The 18,485-nt window shown below is 69.4% G+C and carries 18 protein-coding genes; 8 read left to right on the forward strand and 10 right to left on the reverse strand.

All coding sequences use genetic code 11. From position 1 onward, the window contains the following. Position 1 precedes the first annotated feature (1 nt). Positions 2 to 481: an NUDIX domain-containing protein gene (locus AC07AW_RS23440; RefSeq protein WP_116159956.1), complete on the forward strand. Its 480-nt coding sequence runs from the start codon at positions 2 to 4 to the stop codon at positions 479 to 481. Here AC07AW_RS23440 and AC07AW_RS23445 read toward each other — a convergent pair. Continuing rightward, positions 478 to 1,671: a globin domain-containing protein gene (locus AC07AW_RS23445; protein WP_478817411.1), complete on the reverse strand. Its 1,194-nt coding sequence runs from the start codon at positions 1,669 to 1,671 to the stop codon at positions 478 to 480. The genes AC07AW_RS23440 and AC07AW_RS23445 overlap by 4 nt on opposite strands. A gap of 104 nt (positions 1,672 to 1,775) precedes the next feature. After that, positions 1,776 to 2,438 carry an HAD family hydrolase gene (locus AC07AW_RS23450; RefSeq protein WP_478817412.1) on the reverse strand — a complete coding sequence of 221 codons (663 nt, stop codon included), beginning with the start codon at positions 2,436 to 2,438 and terminating at the stop codon, positions 1,776 to 1,778. A gap of 113 nt (positions 2,439 to 2,551) precedes the next feature. Between AC07AW_RS23450 and AC07AW_RS23455 the strand changes: the two genes are divergently transcribed. From AC07AW_RS23455 to AC07AW_RS23465, 3 genes are all read left to right on the forward strand, one after another. Beyond that, positions 2,552 to 3,415, forward strand: a complete 864-nt coding sequence (locus tag AC07AW_RS23455) for a GNAT family N-acetyltransferase (RefSeq protein WP_478817413.1) — start codon at positions 2,552 to 2,554, stop codon at positions 3,413 to 3,415. 86 nt (positions 3,416 to 3,501) lie between these two features. Beyond that, positions 3,502 to 3,960, forward strand: coding sequence for a MarR family winged helix-turn-helix transcriptional regulator (locus tag AC07AW_RS23460; protein WP_392158741.1), 459 nt, complete (start codon positions 3,502 to 3,504; stop codon positions 3,958 to 3,960). A gap of 25 nt (positions 3,961 to 3,985) precedes the next feature. Continuing rightward, positions 3,986 to 4,438: an N-acetyltransferase family protein gene (locus tag AC07AW_RS23465; protein WP_478817414.1), complete on the forward strand. Its 453-nt coding sequence runs from the start codon at positions 3,986 to 3,988 to the stop codon at positions 4,436 to 4,438. A 58-nt stretch (positions 4,439 to 4,496) separates the two neighbouring features. Here the strand turns inward: AC07AW_RS23465 and AC07AW_RS23470 are convergent, their stop codons facing one another. Together AC07AW_RS23470 and dnaB are read right to left on the reverse strand one after the other, a co-directional pair. Next, a complete protein-coding gene (locus tag AC07AW_RS23470) occupies positions 4,497 to 5,879 on the reverse strand; it encodes a serine hydrolase domain-containing protein (RefSeq protein ID WP_478817415.1) in 1,383 nt (460 codons plus the stop codon). A gap of 45 nt (positions 5,880 to 5,924) precedes the next feature. Then, positions 5,925 to 7,406, reverse strand: a complete 1,482-nt coding sequence (gene dnaB / locus AC07AW_RS23475) for a replicative DNA helicase (protein WP_478817416.1) — start codon at positions 7,404 to 7,406, stop codon at positions 5,925 to 5,927. A gap of 424 nt (positions 7,407 to 7,830) precedes the next feature. On the opposite strand from dnaB, the gene AC07AW_RS23480 reads away from it, so the two are divergent. Further along, on the forward strand, positions 7,831 to 9,168 hold the full coding sequence (locus AC07AW_RS23480; protein ID WP_478817417.1) for an MATE family efflux transporter: 1,338 nt from the start codon (positions 7,831 to 7,833) through the stop codon (positions 9,166 to 9,168). A 92-nt stretch (positions 9,169 to 9,260) separates the two neighbouring features. Here AC07AW_RS23480 and rplI read toward each other — a convergent pair whose 3' ends face one another. The 4 genes from rplI to rpsF all read right to left on the reverse strand — a co-directional run bounded on the left by rplI (position 9,261) and on the right by rpsF (position 10,983). Continuing rightward, on the reverse strand, positions 9,261 to 9,707 hold the full coding sequence (gene rplI / locus AC07AW_RS23485; protein ID WP_053640001.1) for a 50S ribosomal protein L9: 447 nt from the start codon (positions 9,705 to 9,707) through the stop codon (positions 9,261 to 9,263). A gap of 18 nt (positions 9,708 to 9,725) precedes the next feature. Beyond that, positions 9,726 to 9,962 (reverse strand): 30S ribosomal protein S18, encoded by a 237-nt coding sequence (gene rpsR, locus AC07AW_RS23490; protein ID WP_005315025.1) that lies wholly within the window; start codon positions 9,960 to 9,962, stop codon positions 9,726 to 9,728. 56 nt (positions 9,963 to 10,018) lie between these two features. Further along, positions 10,019 to 10,618, reverse strand: coding sequence for a single-stranded DNA-binding protein (locus tag AC07AW_RS23495; protein ID WP_478817418.1), 600 nt, complete (start codon positions 10,616 to 10,618; stop codon positions 10,019 to 10,021). A 74-nt stretch (positions 10,619 to 10,692) separates the two neighbouring features. Next, entirely contained in the window at positions 10,693 to 10,983 is a 291-nt protein-coding gene (gene rpsF / locus AC07AW_RS23500; protein ID WP_015034882.1) for a 30S ribosomal protein S6, read from the reverse strand. A gap of 285 nt (positions 10,984 to 11,268) precedes the next feature. Here rpsF and AC07AW_RS23505 point away from each other — a divergent pair, with 285 nt between their 5' ends. The 3 genes from AC07AW_RS23505 (at position 11,269) to AC07AW_RS23515 (ending at position 13,926) form a co-directional block, all read left to right on the forward strand. Further along, positions 11,269 to 11,583 carry a hypothetical protein gene (locus tag AC07AW_RS23505; RefSeq protein WP_478817419.1) on the forward strand — a complete coding sequence of 105 codons (315 nt, stop codon included), beginning with the start codon at positions 11,269 to 11,271 and terminating at the stop codon, positions 11,581 to 11,583. Between the two features lie 119 nt (positions 11,584 to 11,702). Further along, the gene (locus tag AC07AW_RS23510) at positions 11,703 to 12,821 is read left to right on the forward strand and encodes a lipid II:glycine glycyltransferase FemX (protein WP_086823884.1); all 1,119 of its coding nucleotides are present in this window, start codon (positions 11,703 to 11,705) and stop codon (positions 12,819 to 12,821) included. 73 nt (positions 12,822 to 12,894) lie between these two features. Further along, the gene (locus AC07AW_RS23515) at positions 12,895 to 13,926 is read left to right on the forward strand and encodes an alanine racemase (protein WP_478817420.1); all 1,032 of its coding nucleotides are present in this window, start codon (positions 12,895 to 12,897) and stop codon (positions 13,924 to 13,926) included. An 84-nt stretch (positions 13,927 to 14,010) separates the two neighbouring features. On the opposite strand, the gene AC07AW_RS23520 is transcribed toward AC07AW_RS23515, so the two are convergent. Beyond that, a complete protein-coding gene (locus tag AC07AW_RS23520) occupies positions 14,011 to 15,516 on the reverse strand; it encodes a glycosyltransferase family 87 protein (RefSeq protein WP_478817421.1) in 1,506 nt (501 codons plus the stop codon). A gap of 125 nt (positions 15,517 to 15,641) precedes the next feature. Continuing rightward, positions 15,642 to 18,377 carry a transglycosylase domain-containing protein gene (locus AC07AW_RS23525; RefSeq protein ID WP_478817422.1) on the reverse strand — a complete coding sequence of 912 codons (2,736 nt, stop codon included), beginning with the start codon at positions 18,375 to 18,377 and terminating at the stop codon, positions 15,642 to 15,644. Positions 18,378 to 18,485 lie beyond the last annotated feature (108 nt).

The following is an 18,485-nucleotide window of genomic DNA, read 5'->3' on the forward strand; positions in this document are numbered from 1 at the left end:
CATGACCGAACGGCCCGTGATCAAGCGCACCGCACGCGCCATCCTGCTCGACGGGGACGACCTGATCCTCATCAAGCGGACCAAGCCCGGGATGGATCCCTACTGGCTGACGCCCGGCGGCGGAGTGGAGCCCACCGACGCCACCGTCGTCGAGGCCCTGCACCGCGAAGTACTCGAAGAGCTCGGCGCCAAGATCACCGATGTGGTGCCCTGCTTCGTCGACACCGTCGAGCACATCGTCGACGGCGGAGTCTCCGGAGTGAAGGTCCAGCACTTCTTCGTGTGCCGGCTCGGCTCCATGGACCCCTCCCTGCGACACGGCCCCGAGATCGAGGAACCGGTCGGCGAGTACGAGATCGTCCGGGTGCCCTTCAGCCGGGTCGGCATCGCCGCCGTGCACCTCGTCCCGCTCTCCTTGCGCCACTACCTCGACGGCAACATCGAGGGCGTCCGCGCCATGCACGCCCCCGACTTGGGCTAGCCCGCGGCCGCGGGGGTGAGCTCCGCGAGGAAGTCATGGCGGATGCGGTCCGAGGGGACGCCCGCTCCGCGCAGTGCGTCGACCCCGCGGCGGACCATGTCGAGCGGGCCCGAGAGGTAGGCGTCGCGTTCGTTCCACGGGCCGTAGCGGCAGACGGCGTCCGGGAGCCTTCCCTGCTCCTCGGTGACCGGGTGGACGGAGAGCCACGGGAAGGTCTTCTGGAGCCGCAGCATCGTGTCGATGTCGTACAGGTCGTGTCCGCTGCGCGCCCCGTAGAAGACGTCGACCGGGCGCCGGTCCCCGTGCTCGGCGACGTCCTCGACCAGCGCCTTGATCGGTGCGATCCCGGTGCCGCCGCCCATGCAGAGCAGGCCGGTGTCCGTGGAGTGGTCGACCGTCATCGAGCCGGCCGGCGGACCCAGCCGCAGTACGTCCCCGGGGCGGGCCCGGTGGACCAGCGCGTTGGACACCCAGCCGGCCGGGACGGCCTTGACGTGGAGGGAGAGCAGCCCGTCCGGCCGGGGTGCCGAGGCGAAGGAGTAGTGGCGCCATATCCGGGGCCACCACGGGGTCTCCAGCGTCGTGTACTGCCCGGCGAGGAAGGGGTAGGGCTGGTCGGGCCTGAGCGTGACGACGGCGATGTCCGGGGTGCGCAGGTCGTGCGAGACCACCTCGGCCTGCCACCAGGCGGGCGCGGTCCGCTCGTTCTCCGCCGCCGCGTCGATCATGATCTGGGAGATCGTCGTGTACGTGCGGACCCAGGCCGCCTCGGTCTCCTCGTCCCAGCTCTTCTCCGCGTACCGCACAAGAGCGCCGATGAGGGCCTCGCCGACGGCCGGATAGTGGGCGGCCTGCGTCCCGTACTTCCGGTGTCCCCTGCCGAGGTTCTCCAGGTACGCGGTGAGGACCGGGGCGTCGTCCATGTGCTCGGCCGCCGTCAGAAGGGCCTTCAGGAGCCGGTCCCGCTGGGCGTCCATGGCCGCGGGGAACATCTGACGCAGCTCGGGGTGGTGCACGAAGAGCAGGGCGTAGAAGTACGAGGTCACCCGGTCGGCGACCGGTGCGATCTCCGCCAGGGTGCGACGGACGAGCACGGCGTCGGCGGAGGGTCCCTCGGATATCCGGGGTTCCTTCCCCTCCGGCGTCGGGGACTCCCGGTCGTCCGTCGTGGTCGTCGGAGCATCCATCATCTGCCTCGCCTCACGCTGGCCGGCTTCCTGATCGCAGCATGGCGCTTCCGACCGGCGCTTCGGGCAGAAAGTGGCATTCTCGGGCCATAGGCCCGGTTTTCTGGCTAGGCTGCGCTGTTTCGGACCAGGGCGTAGGCCTCGCGCAGGTCCCCTCCGGAGTAGCTGTGGCGGGAGAGCCCGGCGAGATGATGGTCCGCGTTCACGGCGACGGTCTCCGGCACGATCGCGAAGAGCTCCGCGTCCGACATCGAGTCCCCGTACGCGACGCAGTCGGCCGGGTCCACTCCGTACCCCGCGCAGAGCTCCCGCGCGATGCGCACCTTCGCTCGCGCGTCGAGAATGCCTGGTCGGTGGATCGGCTCCGTGAAGGGGACCGCCGGCCAGAGCGAACCGTGCGTCGTGTCGGCGCCCCAGTCGAGAAGCCGCTCGACGAAGAAGTCGGGCGAGAGGGAGATGACCGCACAGCGGTCTCCCTGCGCCCGGATGTCCGCCCAGACCTCGCGGATGCCGACGAGCCAGGGCGCCCCTTCGAAGGCCGCCGCGACCTGCTCGGGAGTGAGCGCGGACCACAGTGCGCGGGCCTGGACGGCGAACTCGTCCGGCGTGAGGCCCCGCAGGAACCCCTCCTCCAACGCGGCGATCTCGTCCACCAGGCCCAGTTGCCGGGAGATCTCCACCGCGGCGGCCGAGCCCCGGATCAGGGTGCCGTCGAGGTCGAAGAGGTGCAGACGTCGTGTACGGGAGGTTCGGGGTTTCACGTGAAACATCGTCCGTGCGCCACGGGACGGAAGCAACGGCTCCTCGGGTATCGGCCCGTGGGGTCGGCCGGATCCGTTAAAGCGGTGGACGGGAGATCATCGCGTCGGACAGCCTGAAAGGCATGCCGCTTTCCCCCGCTCCCCTCGCTCAGCTCCCGATCCGGCGTCTCACCTCGGAAGACCTCCTCGCCTGCGCCGACCTCTCCGAGAACCGGGGATGGCTCCGCGAGGAACACAAGTGGGGACTGCTGCTCACCGCCGGCACCGGCTACGGCATCGACGACCCCGACGGCCCCGGCCTCGCCGCCTGCTCCGTGGTCACCTCGTACGGACCGGGGCTCGCCGCGATCGGCATGATGCTCGTCGCCGAGCGGTACGCACGCCAGGGCGTGGGACGCCGGCTCATGCGGCACGTCCTGGCGGAGGCCGGAGACACCCCGGTCACGCTGTACGCCACGTCGAACGGGCAGCCCTTGTACGAGCAGCTGGGCTTCACCGAGACGAGCCGGTCGGAGATGGTGCTCGGGCACTTCACCTTCACCACGCCCGCCCCGGACATCCCGGTCCGCCCGGCGACGGCGGAGGACCTTCCGGCCGTCCTGCGCCTGGACCACGAGGTCTTCGGTCTCGACCGCACCCACATGCTCGCCCGGCTCCCCGCGTTCGCGGACCACCTCCGGGTCGCGGAGGAGGACGGCGAGATCACCGGCTTCGCGGCCGCCTGGCCCAATATGGACACCCATGTCATCGGGCCCCTGATCGCCCGGGACCCGGGTACGGCCCAGGCTCTGATCGCCTCCCTGGCGACCGCCACCGACCGACCGCTGCGCACGGACATCGACGTACGCCACACCTCCCTGCTGAGCTGGGCGAAGGAGAACGGCATCGACACGATCGCCACGACGTCGGTGATGATCCGCTCCCTGCCCGACCTCCCCGGCGACTGGCGACGCCGCTTCGCTCCCCTGACGGTCGCCGCCGGATAGGTTTACTTGCAGACGCGCATAATTGTGTCCCTTCGTCTACCCTGGATCACGCGCCGCCCCGCGCGAGGAGAGACCGAGGAGAGACCATGACCGCGACGGACCCCGCCCTCACCGCGCTCTCCCAGCGCTGGTGCGCTCTCTCCCTGCTGCACGGCAGGATCGAGGCCCACCTCGAGCGCGCCCTGGAGTCCGGGCACGGTCTGAGCGTGCGGGAGTACTCGCTGCTCGACGTCCTCAGCCGTCAGCACAGCGGCCCCGGCGGCCACCTCCAGATGAAGCAGGTCGCCGACGCCGTCGTGCTCAGCCAGAGCGCCACCACCCGGCTCGTCACCCGGCTGGAGGACCGCGGTCTGCTCACCCGGTACCTCTGCGCCACCGACCGCCGCGGCATCTACACCGATGTCACCGAGGCCGGCCTGAAGCTCCTCGAAGAGGCGCGCCCGACCAACGACAGCGCGCTGCGCGAGGCCCTCGACGAAGCCGCCAAGAACCCGGAGCTGGCAGCGCTCGTCCAGGTCGTGGAGGGCGTGAGCACGCCCGCCTGACGCGGGCACGCGTACGCTGCGGGGCATGAGCGATCTTGAGATACGCCCCGCCACCGCGGAGGACCTTCCGGCCATCGTCGCCATGCTCGCCGACGACCCCCTGGGCGCCCAGCGCGAGTCCCCCGACGACCTCGCCCCGTACCTCACCGCCTTCGAGCGCCTCGCGAACGACCCGAACCAGCACGTCGTCGTGGCCGTCCGCGAGGACAAGATCGTCGGCACCCTCCAGCTGACGGTCATCCCCGGGCTCTCCCGTCGGGGCACCACCCGTTCGATCATCGAGGGCGTCCGCATCCACTCCGACGAACGCGGCAGCGGCCTCGGGACGCAGCTCATCGAGTGGGCCGTCGCGGAGTCCGAACGCCAGGACTGCCGCCTCGTCCAGCTGACCTCCGACGTCACCCGCACCGACGCCCATCGCTTCTACGAGCGCCTCGGCTTCGAGGCCTCCCACGTGGGCTTCAAGAAGAGCCTCTGAGGACGCGTTTCACGTGAAACACGACGGTTTCACGTGAAACACCCGATCTCCCGGCGACTCAGAGACCGCGCCAGCCCGCCTCGTCCACGCCGCCGGGGACCGCGTCCGCCGGGTCGTACGGCTCCCGCGTGAAGACGAACGACCCGAGGTCGAGATGGCTCACGCTGCCGTCGGCGCGCCGCACCGCCCTGAGCGTCTCCCCCGCGTAGTAGCCGTTCAGCCCGACCCAGCCGCCCTCGGGCAGCGCCCGGAACCGGGCCCGTCGTCCGGCGCCCCGCAGGGGTTCGAGCACGACGCTCCGCTCGGGACCGAGCCGAAGCCCGTAGGCGTACGTGCCCCAGTACCAAGGCCCCGTGAGGGAGAGCAGCTCCTCGTCGACCTCGGCCTCGGGAAGGGGCCGCCACGGCTCCGGGAACCTCGGCTCCGCCTCCGCCACGATCCGCACGAGATCGGCGGCCACAGTCGCCGCCAACGGGCCCGAGGTGGCGTTGGAGAGGGCGATCCCCGCAAGGCCGTCCTCCACGCTCACCCACAGACAGGCGACGAAGCCCGGGAGGGAGCCGGTGTGGCCGATCAGGGTGCGGCCGTCCCTGCGCAGCAGCTGGATGCCGAGCCCGTAGCCCCCTTCCCAGTCGCCTTCCCCGGGCGGGGAGGCGGGAGCCCGCATCTCCTCCACGGACGACGTGACGAGCACCCGCTCGTCCCCCGCCGCGAGGAAGGCGGCGAACCGGGCCAGGTCGGCGGCCGTCGACCAGAGCTGCCCGGCCGGTGCCATCAGACCGAGGTCCTCGGACGGCTCGGGCATCATGACGTCGGCCCAGGGGTGCACGGCCCAGCCGCCCGCGTGCGGGGCGACAGGATCGACCGTCGTCCGGCTCATCCCCAGCGGCTCCAGGATCTCGCGCCGCAGCGCCTCCTCCCAGGCCACTCCCCGGACCGCCTCGACGAGTGAACCGAGCAGCGTGTAGCCGGGGTTGGAGTAGTGGTGCCGGCGCCCCGGCGACTGGAGGAAGGGCTGCTCCCCCAGAACGTCGGAGAGCTCCGGCCGCAGCTCCGCGGAGGACCGCTCCCACCACGCACCGGGCGTCTCGGCCGCGAGACCACCGGTGTGGCCGAGGAGTTGAGCGATCGTCACCTCACCGACGCCCGCGCCCTTGAGGTGCCGCTCCAGCGGATCGTCGAGCCCGAGCAGGCCCTCGTCCCGCAGCCGCATCACCAGTACGGCGGTGAACACCTTGGTGATCGACCCGATCCTGAACTGGGTGTCCGTATCGGGCGCGTGGCCGTCCACACAGCTGCGCGAGCCGCTCCACACCAACGCTCCGTCGCGGACCACCGCCCCCACGAAGGAAGGCGTCCGCCCCTCGCTCTGGGCCACCGCGACACGGTGGAGCAGAGCCCGCTCGGTACCGGGCAACAAGGCTTCGAATGATGTCGTCATAGACACCATCCAACGCGATCACTGCCCCGGCCCTTCCCGATCGGATCAGGTCTGGGCCATGTCCACGAAACGTGAGTAGTGGCCCTGGAAGGCCACGGTGATGGTCGCCGTCGGACCGTTACGGTGCTTGCCGACGATGATGTCCGCCTCGCCCGCGCGCGGTGACTCCTTCTCGTAGGCGTCCTCACGGTGCAGCAGGATCACCATGTCGGCGTCCTGCTCGATCGAGCCGGACTCACGCAGGTCGGAGACCATCGGCTTCTTGTCGGTGCGCTGCTCGGGACCACGGTTCAGCTGGGAGAGCGCGATCACCGGCAGTTCCAGCTCCTTGGCGAGGAGCTTCAGGTTTCGCGACATGTCGGAGACCTCTTGCTGACGGCTCTCCTGCCGCTTGGAACCGCCCGACTGCATGAGCTGCAGATAGTCGATGATGACGAGCTTGAGGCCGTTGCGCTGCTTGAGCCGCCGGCACTTCGCCCGGATCTCCATCATCGACAGGTTCGGGGAGTCGTCGATGTACAGCGGGGCCTGGGAGACGTCCGGCATCCGGCGGGCGAGCCGGGTCCAGTCCTCGTCGGTCATCGTGCCGGAGCGCATGTGGTGGAGCGCGACCCGGGCCTCGGCCGAAAGGAGACGCATCGCGATCTCGTTGCGGCCCATTTCGAGGGAGAAGATGACGCTGGGCAGGTTGTGCTTGATGGAGGCCGCCCGGGCGAAGTCCAGCGCGAGGGTCGACTTACCCATGGCGGGGCGGGCCGCGATGATGATCATCTGGCCGGGGTGCAGTCCGTTGGTGAGCGAGTCGAGGTCGGTGAAACCGGTGGGCACACCCGTCATCTCACCGCTGCGGGAGCCGATCGCCTCGATCTCGTCGAGGGCACCCTCCATGATGTCGCCGAGCGGCAGGTAGTCCTCGGTGGTGCGCTGTTCGGTGACCGCGTAGATCTCGGCCTGGGCCGAGTTCACGATCTCGTCGACGTCCCCGTCGGCCGCATAGCCCATCTGCGTGATCTTGGTGCCGGCCTCCACGAGGCGGCGCAGGACCGCGCGCTCGTGGACGATCTCCGCGTAGTACGAGGCGTTGGCCGCGGTCGGTACCGACTGGACCAGGGTGTGGAGGTAGGAGGCGCCGCCGACGCGGGTGATCTCGCCGCGCTTGGTGAGCTCGGCGCCGACGGTGATCGGGTCGGCCGGCTCGCCCTTGGCGTAGAGGTCGAGGATCGCCGCGTAGACGGTCTCGTGGGCCGGCTTGTAGAAGTCCTGGCCCTTGATGATCTCCACGACGTCCGCGATGGCGTCCTTGGAGAGCAGCATGCCGCCGAGGACGGACTGCTCGGCGTCGAGATCCTGCGGGGGAACGCGCTCGAAGCCGGAGAGCCCGCCGTCCCAGGGACCGTCGCCGCCCCGCTCGTGCTGGTCGTCGCGCCCGCGGCCCCGGCCGCGGCCTTCGCCTCGGGTACGGGTGGGCAGCCGGTCACTCGGTCCGGTGTCGGCCCAAGGGTCGTCCATGGGCTCGGGAACGCTCACCAAGCCACCTCCTCCCGTCCGCTCCGCGGACCTCGCCGTGCCACTCTTTCTTACGCCACGGCCTTGATCAAAGAGTGGCTTTGCGACCGCTGCTGGCGCGTCGGGCGCCGGACCACGGTAGGCCCGCGGGAGGCGTCAGCCAATCTGGTTATCCACAGGCCCTGTGGGTGAAGGCCCAGATGCTGTGGAGAACTCGCCGGATCCTGTGCACGGAGCGGGGGACAGCCATGTGGACAAACTCATAACACCCCCGCTCCCACGCATCTGACCTGCATGTTTCCCATCCACGGGCTGTGGGGGAGAAAAAGTTCTCCCCCGGGACCAAGATCAGAACAAACGGCCCACACCCGAAGCCCCGCACCAGCGAAGAGTAAGGAGCACTAAGCAATTGCGTCTCTTACCTGTGGAAGATTAGATTGAGCCCATGACTCAGGCCCCCGCGACCCCCAAGGGCGTCCGCCGACAGCACGACCGCGAGATCGTCTCCCTCGCCCTGCCGGCCTTCGGCGCTCTCGTCGCCGAGCCGCTGTTCCTCATCGTCGACAGCGCCATCGTCGGCCACCTCGGCACACCTCAGCTCGCGGGCCTCGCGATCGCCGCGGCCCTGCTCTCCACCGCCGTCAGCGTCTTCGTCTTCCTGGCCTACGCCACCACGGCCGCCGTCGCCCGGCGCGTGGGCGCGGGCGACCTCCCGGCCGCCATCCGGCAGGGCATGGACGGCATCTGGCTCGCGCTCCTCCTCGGCGTCGCCGTCGTCGCGCTGACCCTGCCCGCCGCGCCGTGGCTCGTCGACCTCTTCGGGGCCTCGGACACCGCCGCCCCGTACGCCGTCACCTACCTCAGGATCTCCGGCCTCGGAATCCCCGCCATGCTGGTGGTCCTGGCCGCCACCGGCGTCCTGCGCGGCCTCCAGGACACCCGTACACCGCTCTACGTGGCCATCGCCGGCTTCGCCGCCAACGGCGCACTCAACATCGGCCTGGTCTACGGGGCCGGCCTGGGCATCGCCGGCTCCGCCTGGGGCACGGTCATCGCCCAGTGCGGCATGGCCGCCGCCTACCTCGTCGTGGTCGTACGGGGCGCCCGGCGCCACGGCGCCTCCCTCCGTCCCGACCCGGCCGGCATTCGCGCCTCCGCCCAGGCCGGCGTCCCGCTCCTGGTCCGTACGCTCTCGCTCCGCGCGGTCCTGATGATCGCCACGGCCGTCGCCGCCCGGCTGGGAGACGCGGAGGTCGCCGCCCACCAGATCATCCTGTCCCTGTGGAGCCTGATGGCCTTCGCGCTCGACGCGATCGCCATCGCGGGCCAGGCCATCATCGGCCGCTACCTCGGCGCCGACGACGCCGACGGCGCACGGCAGGTCTGCCGCCGCATGGTCCAGTGGGGCGTGGTCTCCGGGGTGGTGCTCGGTGCGCTGCTCATCGTCGCGCGCCCCTTGTTCGTCCCGCTCTTCACCGACGACACCACCGTGCAGGACACTCTGCTCCCCGCACTCCTGGTCGTCGCCCTCTCCCAGCCGATCTCCGGCGTGGTCTTCGTCCTGGACGGCGTGCTCATGGGCGCGGGAGACGGCCCCTACCTGGCCTGGGCCATGCTGCTCACGCTGGCCGTCTTCGCCCCGGTCGCGCTTCTCGTCCCGACCCTCGGCGGCGGGCTGACGGCGCTCTGGTGGGCGATGACCCTGATGATGGCGGTCCGGATGGGAACCCTCTGGCTCCGTATGCGCTCCGGCCGCTGGATCGTCACCGGCGCCACCCGCTGAGGAGCGCACGTTTCACGTGAAACGGCGGAAGGGCCGCACCCCGAGGGGTACGGCCCTTCCTCACTGCTGAGCGCAGACTGCCAAGGGCAGCGTTACGCGGCGACGACCTCGACGCCGAGCTTCGCGGCAACCTCGGGGTGCAGACGCACGGACACCTGGTGCGAGCCCAGGGTCTTGATCGGCGAACCGAGCTCGACGCGACGCTTGTCGACGTCCGGGCCACCCGCGGTCTTGATCGCCGAGGCGATGTCGGCCGGGGTCACGGAGCCGAAGAGACGGCCGGCGTCGCCGGAGCGAACGGCCAGGCGCACCTTCGTGCCCTCGAGCTGGGCCTTGATCTCGTTGGCCTGCTCGATGGTCGCGATCTCGTGGATCTTGCGGGCGCGGCGGATCTGCGCCACGTCCTTCTCGCCACCCTTGGTCCAGCGGATCGCGAAACCGCGCGGGACCAGGTAGTTGCGAGCGTAGCCGTCCTTGACGTCGACAACGTCGCCAGCGGCACCGAGGCCGGAGACCTCGTGGGTGAGGATGATCTTCATTTTTCGGTCACCCTTCCCTTATCGCGCGGTGGACGTGTAGGGCAGCAGCGCCATCTCACGGCTGTTCTTGACGGCCGTGGCGACGTCACGCTGGTGCTGCGTGCAGTTGCCGGTCACGCGGCGGGCACGGATCTTGCCGCGGTCGGAAATGAACTTCCGCAGCATGTTCGTGTCCTTGTAGTCCACGTACGCGGTCTTGTCCTTGCAGAACGCGCAGACCTTCTTCTTAGGCTTGCGCACAGGCGGCTTCGCCATGGTGTTTCTCCTGTGTGATCAAGAAGTGGGGGTACGAGCTGCTTCGAGGGCGTGCCCTAGAAGGGAGGCTCGTCCGAGTAGCCGCCGCCGGAGTTTCCACCCCAGCCGCCACCGCCACCGCCGCCGCCCTGCTGGCCGCCGCCGGAGGGGCTGCCGGTCGCCCACGGGTCGTCGGCGGGAGCACCGCCGCCACCCTGCTGGCCACCGCCGCCGGAGTTTCCACCCCAGCCGCCACCGCCACCGCCGCCGCCCTGCTGGCCGCCGCCGCCGTATCCACCCTGGCCGCCTCGACCGGTGGTCTTGGTGACCTTGGCCGTGGCGTTCTTGAGGCTGGGGCCGACTTCCTCGACGTCCAGCTCATAGACCGTGCGCTTGACGCCCTCACGGTCCTCGTAGGACCGCTGCTTCAGCCGGCCCTGCACGACGACGCGCATGCCTCGCTGGAGCGACTCGGCGACGTTCTCCGCCGCCTGACGCCAGACCGAGCAGGTCAGGAACAGGCTCTCGCCGTCCTTCCACTCATTGGTCTGACGGTCGAAGGTGCGGGGGGTGGACGCGATACGGAACTTCGCGACCGCCGCACCGGACGGGGTGAAGCGCAGCTCGGGGTCGTCGACAAGATTGCCGACGACCGTGATGACGGTCTCGCCTGCCATGGGGGAACCTCTCGGCGGGTTTGCTTCTGGCTGCTGTGTTGCTACTCGAACCCGATGACCTCTGAGCTAGAAGCTCAGTGGGTCTCGGGACGGAGGACCTTGGTCCGGAGGACCGACTCGTTCAGGTTGAGCTGGCGGTCGAGCTCCTTGACGACCGCAGGCTCGGCCTGCAGGTCGATGACCGAGTAGATGCCCTCGGGCTTCTTCTTGATCTCGTAGGCGAGACGACGACGGCCCCAGGTGTCGACCTTCTCGACCTTTCCGTTGCCCTCACGGACGACGGAGAGGAAGTTCTCGATCAGCGGGGAGACAGCGCGCTCCTCGAGATCGGGGTCGAGGATGACCATCACCTCGTAGTGACGCATGTGGAACCCACCTCCTTTGGACTCAGCGGCCACGGTCGTTCCGTGGCAGGAGGGTCGTGATGCGTAAGCAACGGTATCCGCCACCACTGACAGTCCCCCTCGGCGAGCGAGGAGCGCTGTCGGGGATCCCGGAGGGACCTGGGCAGACACCGGCGCAGCTGTACAGAGTACCCGCACATCGGCTTGCGGTTGAAATTCTCCGGGAAGGGGACGCAATCTGTACACAACGGATGTCGGCGGCGCTACGATGCGCCGCCTTCCGGCAGGCACGCCAGGAGGTGCCCCATGGCACAGGCAATGCGACCCGACCCCGGCCACTCTCTCTTCGCGACCGACGGCAAACCCCACCCGCTCCAGGACACCCTGATGGCCGTGACGCTGGTGCTGGGGATCATCTCCTTCACCACCGCGCAGTTCGACAACCTGCATCTGCTGAGTTCCTGGTCGGGCCTGGTCGGCATCCTGACCGGCGCGTACGGACAGTTCATCTCCGTGACGACACGCGAGCGCTTCCTGCTGATCCTCGGACTCGGCGCCTCGGCGTTCGGCTTCTACCTCGGAATGGCGCACGGCGGCCTCTTCGGCGGCGTCATCAGCTGAGCCCGGCGGCACGTCAGGGCACACACACCCATTCGGGGCGCTCCCCGGTCACAGTAGGCTTCGGCGCGAGAGCCGGAGCCCCTGACCGATGGGGACACACCTGCCGAGGAGCGCCCCGCATGAGCCTGACCCTGAGGACCATCAGCCGTGAGCAGCATCTGGCATTCATCCAGAGCCAGCCTGCCGCGAGTCACTGCCAGGTCCCGGCATGGGCTGATGTGAAGACCGAGTGGCGCTCGGAGAACCTCGGCTGGTTCGACAAGTCCGGTGAGCTCGTCGGCGCCGGCCTGGTGCTCTACCGCCAGCTCCCGAAGATCAAGCGCTACCTCGCCTATCTGCCCGAGGGCCCGGTCATCAACTGGTACGCGCCGAACCTGGACGACTGGCTGCAGCCGATGCTGGCGCACCTCAAGCACCAGGGCGCCTTCTCGGTGAAGATGGGCCCGCCGGTGGTCATCCGCCGCTGGGACTCGACCGCCATCAAGGCCGGCATCCAGGACCCGGACGTCAAGCGCCTCAAGGACGTCGAGGCCACCCACATCGAGCCGCGCGCCTTCGAAGTCGCGGACCGGCTGCGGAAGATGGGCTGGCAACAGGGCGAGGACGGCGGTGCCGGCTTCGGCGACGTGCAGCCCCGCTACGTCTTCCAGGTCCCGCTCGCGAACCGCTCGCTCGACGACGTCCTCAAGGGCTTCAACCAGCTGTGGCGCCGCAACATCAAGAAGGCCGAGAAGGCCGGTGTCGAGGTCGTCCAGGGCGGCTACGAGGACCTGGCCGAGTGGCAGCGGCTGTACGAGATCACGGCCGTCCGCGACCACTTCCGGCCGCGCCCGCTCTCGTACTTCCAGCGCATGTGGACCGTCCTCAACAACGAGGACCCCAACCGCATGCGGCTCTACTTCGCGCGTCACAACGGGGTGAACCTCTCCGCCGCGACCATGCTCGTCGTCGGCGGTCACGTCTGGTACTCCTACGGTGCCTCCGACAACATCGGCCGTGAGGTCCGGCCCTCGAACGCGATGCAGTGGCGGATGCTGCGCGACGCGTACGCCATGGGCGCCACCGTCTACGACCTGCGGGGCATCTCGGACTCGCTCGACGAGACCGACCACCTCTTCGGCCTCATCCAGTTCAAGGTGGGCACGGGCGGCGAGGCCGTCGAGTACGTCGGCGAGTGGGACTTCCCGCTGAACAAGCTGCTGCACAAGGCGCTCGACATCTACATGTCGCGCCGCTGACCGTTCCGTAGGCTTCGTAGTCTCGTACACACCTTTGATACACCGCTGCCGTCAGAAAGGTTCCGGGCCGGCCATGGCGCTCTCCCTCTACGTCGACACCGCTCGCTGGCGGGCGCACCAGAAGACCGTGATCGACCAGTTCCCTGGTCTCATCCCGGTCTGCAAGGGCAACGGGTACGGCTTCGGCCACGAGCGCCTCGCGGACGAGGCGTCGCGCTTCGGCGCCGACATGCTCGCCGTGGGCACCACGTACGAAGCCGCGAAGATCAAGGACTGGTTCGGCGGCGACCTGCTGGTCCTCACCCCCTTCCGCCGGGGTGAGGAACCGGTTCCGCTGCCCGACCGGGTGATCCGTTCCGTGTCGTCCGTGGACGGCGTCCACGCCCTGGTGGGCGCCCGGGTCGTGATCGAGTGCATGAGCTCGATGAAGCGGCACGGCGTGCGCGAGGAGGAGCTCCAGCAGCTCCACGCGGCCATCGAGGACGTCCGCCTGGAGGGCTTCGCCCTCCACCTGCCCCTGGACCGCCCGGACGGCACCGACGCGGTCGAGGAGGTCATCACCTGGATGGACCGGCTGCGGACCGCCGGGCTGCCGCTGCACACCATGTTCGTCAGCCACCTGCGGGCCGAGGAGCAGGCGCGGCTCCAGCAGCAGTTCCCGCAGACCCGCTTCCGCGCCCGCATCGGCACCCGGCTGTGGCTGGGCGACCACGAGGCCACGGAGTACCGGGGCGCGGTCCTCGACGTGACCCGGGTCGCCAAGGGCGACCGGTTCGGCTACCGCCAGCAGAAGGCCGCGTCGGACGGCTGGCTGGTCGTCGTCGCCGGCGGTACCTCCCACGGCGTGGGCCTGGAGGCCCCGAAGGCGATGCACGGCGTCATGCCGCGCGCCAAGGGCGTCGCCCGCGCGGGCCTCGCCACCGTCAACCGCAACCTCTCGCCCTTCGTCTGGGCCGGGAAGCAGCGCTGGTTCGCCGAGCCGCCGCACATGCAGGTGTCGATCCTGTTCGTGCCGGCCGACGCCCAGGAGCCCCGGGTGGGCGACGAGCTCGTGGCGCATCTGCGCCACACCACGACGCAGTTCGACCGCCTCGTCGAGCGCTGAGCCGACCGGGACGCACCAACCGGCTGAGCCTGCCGAAACGAATCACCCCCGGGAGCCCTGCTCCCGGGGGTGATTCGTCGGTGGCTACTCGGGTGCGCGCCAGGGGTCGTCGGCGGTGCCCCAGCGGACCCGCTGCCCCTCCTCCACGACCGGGGCGGCGTGCCGGGCCGGATGGGCCGCCCTGCCCGCCACGACGACGTCCTCGGCGCCGTCCAGGACGCCCCCCGAGGGGTCGTCCGCGCCGTCCTGCCGGACGGGATCCTTCTCGGGCGCCAGGATGTCCCGTACGACCATCGCGCACAGGTACAGCGTGCCGAGCAGGTGCACGACGATCGCGAACTGGTAGCCGTCCACCGGAAGGCCCTGCTTGTTGCCGCTGGTCGTGAAGGCCAGGTACATCCAGACGCCGACGAAGTACACGACCTCGCAGCCCTGCCAGACCAGGAAGTCGCGCCAGCGGGGCCGGGCGAGCGCGGCCAGCGGGACCAGCCACAGGACGTACTGCGGCGAGTACACCTTGTTGGTCAGCACGAACGCGGCGACGATCAGGAAGGCCAGCTGGGCGAAGCGGGGCCTGCGCGGCGCCGTGAACGCCAGGAACACCAGACCGGCCACCGCGGCCGCCATCAGCAGCAGCGCGTACAGATTGGCCCGCCCCGGCGTGATCACGTCACCGGTCCGCTGGCTGAGCAGCAGCCAGATCGAGCCGAAGTCGACGTTCCGGTCCCGGCTGAAGAGATAGAACTGCTTCCACCCCTCCGGCGCGAGCAGCATCACGGGCAGGTTCACGACCAGCCACGCGCCGCACGCGCCGAGCACGGCGGTCCCGTACGCCCGCCACTTCCCGGCACGCCAGCAGAGCAGCAGCAGCGGGCAGAGGAGCAGTATCGGGTAGAACTTCGCGGCGGTGGCCAGACCCAGCAGGATCCCGAAGGCCAGCGGCCGGCTCCGCGACCACATCAGGACGGCGGCGGCGGTCAGCGCGACGGCCAGTATGTCCCAGTTGATCGTGGCGGTGAGCGCGACCGAGGGCGCGAGCGCGACCAGGAGACCGTCCCAGGGGCGCAGACGGTGCGTCCGGGCCACACAGACCGCAAGGACGGCCGCGCAGACCATCAGCAGGCCCGCGTTGACCAGCCAGTACCACTGCTCCCGCTGCGTCATGTCGCCGCCGCCCGGCGTCAGCCAGGCCGCGACCTCCATGAAGAGGCCGGTCAGCACCGGGTACTCCAGGAACGGTATGTCGCCGCCCAGCCGGTCGAAGTACGGGACCAGGCCGTCCGCGAAGCCCCGCCCGGTGAAGAGGTGCGGGATGTCCGAGTAGCACGCGTGCGTGTACTGGGAGGTCGCGCCCTGGAACCAGGCCCAGTTGTAGCAGGGCAGTTTCTGCACCATGCCGAGGGCGTACATGCCGAGGGCCACGAGCGCGATCACCCGCACGGGCGTCAGCTGCCCGGTGCCTGCCATCGCCCGACGCCCGTAGGGGCCACCGATCAGTTCGCTGCCCGCGGCGGCCACCTTGTCCCGGTGGGTGGGGATGACCGTCTGCGAGCGCTCCTGCGGCGCACTCGACTTCTGGAGGCTCGGCATGGGGGACATCCTGCCGTACGTCCCTGGGAAAACGGCGAGGGCCGCCGCGGCCGGCCCGTACGGAAAGTACGGAGCGGTCGCGGCGGCCCTCAGGAGGTGCCCGGGTCATCCCTCAGGGCGAGGGATCAGGGGAAGGTCCCGAACCCGGGTTTACCGTTCCCGTTCCCCCCGTCGGCGGCCGTCGGTGAGTCGGTCGGCGTCGGTGTCGTGGGTGGCGCGGTGGTGGGCTCCCCGGTACTGCCGCCGGGATTGCCCGTGTTGTTGCAGTTGATGTCCCAGATGCTGCACGTCGTCTTGCCCGGCTTCGGCGTCTTGGTCGCCGGGGGAGTCGTCGTCGGGGTGGCCGGGGGAGTCGTCGTCGGCGTCGTCGACTCGGTGGGCGTCGGAGTGGCCGTCGGCGTCGGCGTCGGGCTCGGGGCGCCGGCGCCGTAGACGGGCTCGGCTCCCTCGATCTTCTCCGGCTCGGGGAAGTCTACGACCGCCATGTCCTCGACAGCCTGCGACATGTAGTCCTGCCAGATCCGCGAGGGGAACGACGAACCGTGGACCTTCTCCATGCCACCGGTGCCGTACATCTCCAGGAACTCGCGGTTCTTCTTCGTGTCGTCGTCGTCGTAGCGGTACATGTCGATCGCGGTAGCCAGCTGCTTGGTGTACCCGACGAACCAGGCCGACTTGTTGGCGTCGGTCGTACCGGTCTTGCCGGCCACGGCACGGCCCGGAATGCGGGCCCTCCTGCCGGTGCCCTCGTCCTCGTCCACGACGCTTCGCAGAACGTCGGTGACGTTGTTGGCGATGGCCGGCGTGAAGGCGGTCTTGGGCTTGGCCTTGTGCTTCTTGATCTCCACGCCGTCCTTCGAGACGCTCTCCACCGAGTAGGGATCGTTCTGCTCCCCCTCGTTGGCGAAGGTGGAGTAGGCGCCGGCCATGCGGATCGCGCTCGGGCTGGAGATACCGAGGGAGAACGAGGGCACCTCGCCCTCGACGAGGGAGCTGTCCAGCAGGCCGGCGTCCTCGGCGGTCTCACGCACCTTGTCGATACCGATGTCCATGCCGAGCTGCACGTACGGCGAGTTGGCGGAGCGGACCATCGCACGGCGAAGGGTGATGCTGGGGTAGCTGGCGTGTTCGTCGTTGCTCTGACGCCACTCCTGACCCTTCTCGTTGACCCAGATGTCGCCGCTGTACGTGCGGACGACCTGCTTGTCCTTGCCCGCGTAGCGGCTCTTGTCCGGGTCCACGATCGTGCGGGTGGACTCGTCCTGGTCGGGCCCGAGCTTCGGGTTCCGAACGCCGTACTTCATCGAGGCGGCGAGCACGAACGGCTTGAACGTCGATCCGACCATGGCGCCGGTGGCGTCGGCGTTGTTGGTGAAGTGCTTGGTGGCGTCGACACCGCCGTAGAGAGCGACGATCTTCCCGGTGGCCGTGTCGACGGAAGCACCGCCGAACTGGACGTGCGTGTCGTCCTTCGGGCGCTCCTTCGTGTCGATGTTCTCCTTGATGATCTTCTGGACCGACTTCTCGAGCGTCTGCACCTTCTTCTTGTCGAAGGTCGTGTGGATCTCGTAGCCGCCGCGTTCCAGCTCCGGGAGCGTGATGCCGAACTGGGCCTTGATGTTCGCGTTGGCGGTCTTGACCAGGTAGCCGATCTGGCCGCTCAGGTTGGCGCTCTGGCCCGGCTTCTTCACCTTGGGGAAGGTCGGGTACTTCGCCCGCTCCTCGGCGGTGAGATGCCCGTCCTTCTGCATCTCACCGAGGATCCAGTTCCACCGCTTGGTGGCTCGCTCGGTGTTGTTCTGGGGCGACGCCTCGGGGTCGATCTCGGGGTAGCCGGCGGGGTCGTAGTACGTCGCGCCCTTCAGCACCGCGGCGAGCAGCGCCGACTGGCTGGGGTTCAGGTCCTGGGCGTCCACGTTGAAGTAAGCGCGGGCCGCCGCCTGAATGCCGTACGCACCACGTCCGTAGTACGAGGTGTTCAGGTAGCCGGCCATGACCTGATCCTTGGGGACCTCGTTGCCGACCTTCATGGAGATGAAGAGTTCCTTCACCTTCCGTGTGAGGGTCTGCGACTGGTCGTCCAGGCGGTTGTTCTTCACGTACTGCTGGGTGATGGTCGAACCACCCTGGGTCTCGCCGCCCTTGGCCATGTTCCACACGGCGCGGGCGATACCCATGGGGTCGACACCGGAGTCTGTCCAGAAGGTCTTGTTCTCCGCCGAGATCACCGCGTCCTGCATGGACTTCGGGATCTCCGAGAACTGGACGATCTGGCGGTTGGCACCACTGCCCGTCGCGACCATCCGGGAGTTGTCGGCCCAGTAGTAGATGTTGTTCTGCGAGACCGCGGTATCGGCTTCCTTGGGGATCTCCACCTGCGAGTACGCGATGTAGGCAACGCCCATCACACTCGCCACGCAGAACAGGAACGTGCCCGACACGAGCTTCCACGACGGCATCCAGCGACGCCAGCCGTACTTTCCGTAACGCGGGTAGTCGATCATCCGCTTCTTGCCCGGCGGGCGACCGCCGGAGCCCCGCCCCGGACCACTGCCGCCACCGCCGCCACCGCGCCGTCCCCCTCCGGGACCGCCGGGGCCGCCGGGGCCGCCGGGGCCCGCGTCGGCGCCCCTGCGCCGGCTGCCGCGCTGGGCAGCCCGACGGGCCTCCGCGCGCCCGCCGTAGGGACGCTCCTCCTCTCCATGAGAGGAGGGAGGACCGTACGAGGCCGAAGGGGCCCCCATACCGACGTCATGGGCCGGGGCCGACCTGCGGCCCGGCTGCTGGGCAGCGCGCCGTGCCGCCGCGCGACCGCCCGTCGGCGGCTGCTGCGGCGGCATTTTGCGACGATGCTCGCTCATCGAACGACTACTCCTCGGGCAGGCGTGTACGCCTGGAAGCGGCAGTTGAGTTCCGGTCCCCCCGAAATGCGCACGGCGGAACCCCATTGGAGGCCCCCCCGTACCGCA

The sequence above is a fragment of the Streptomyces sp. NPDC044003 genome, assembly GCF_056435185.1.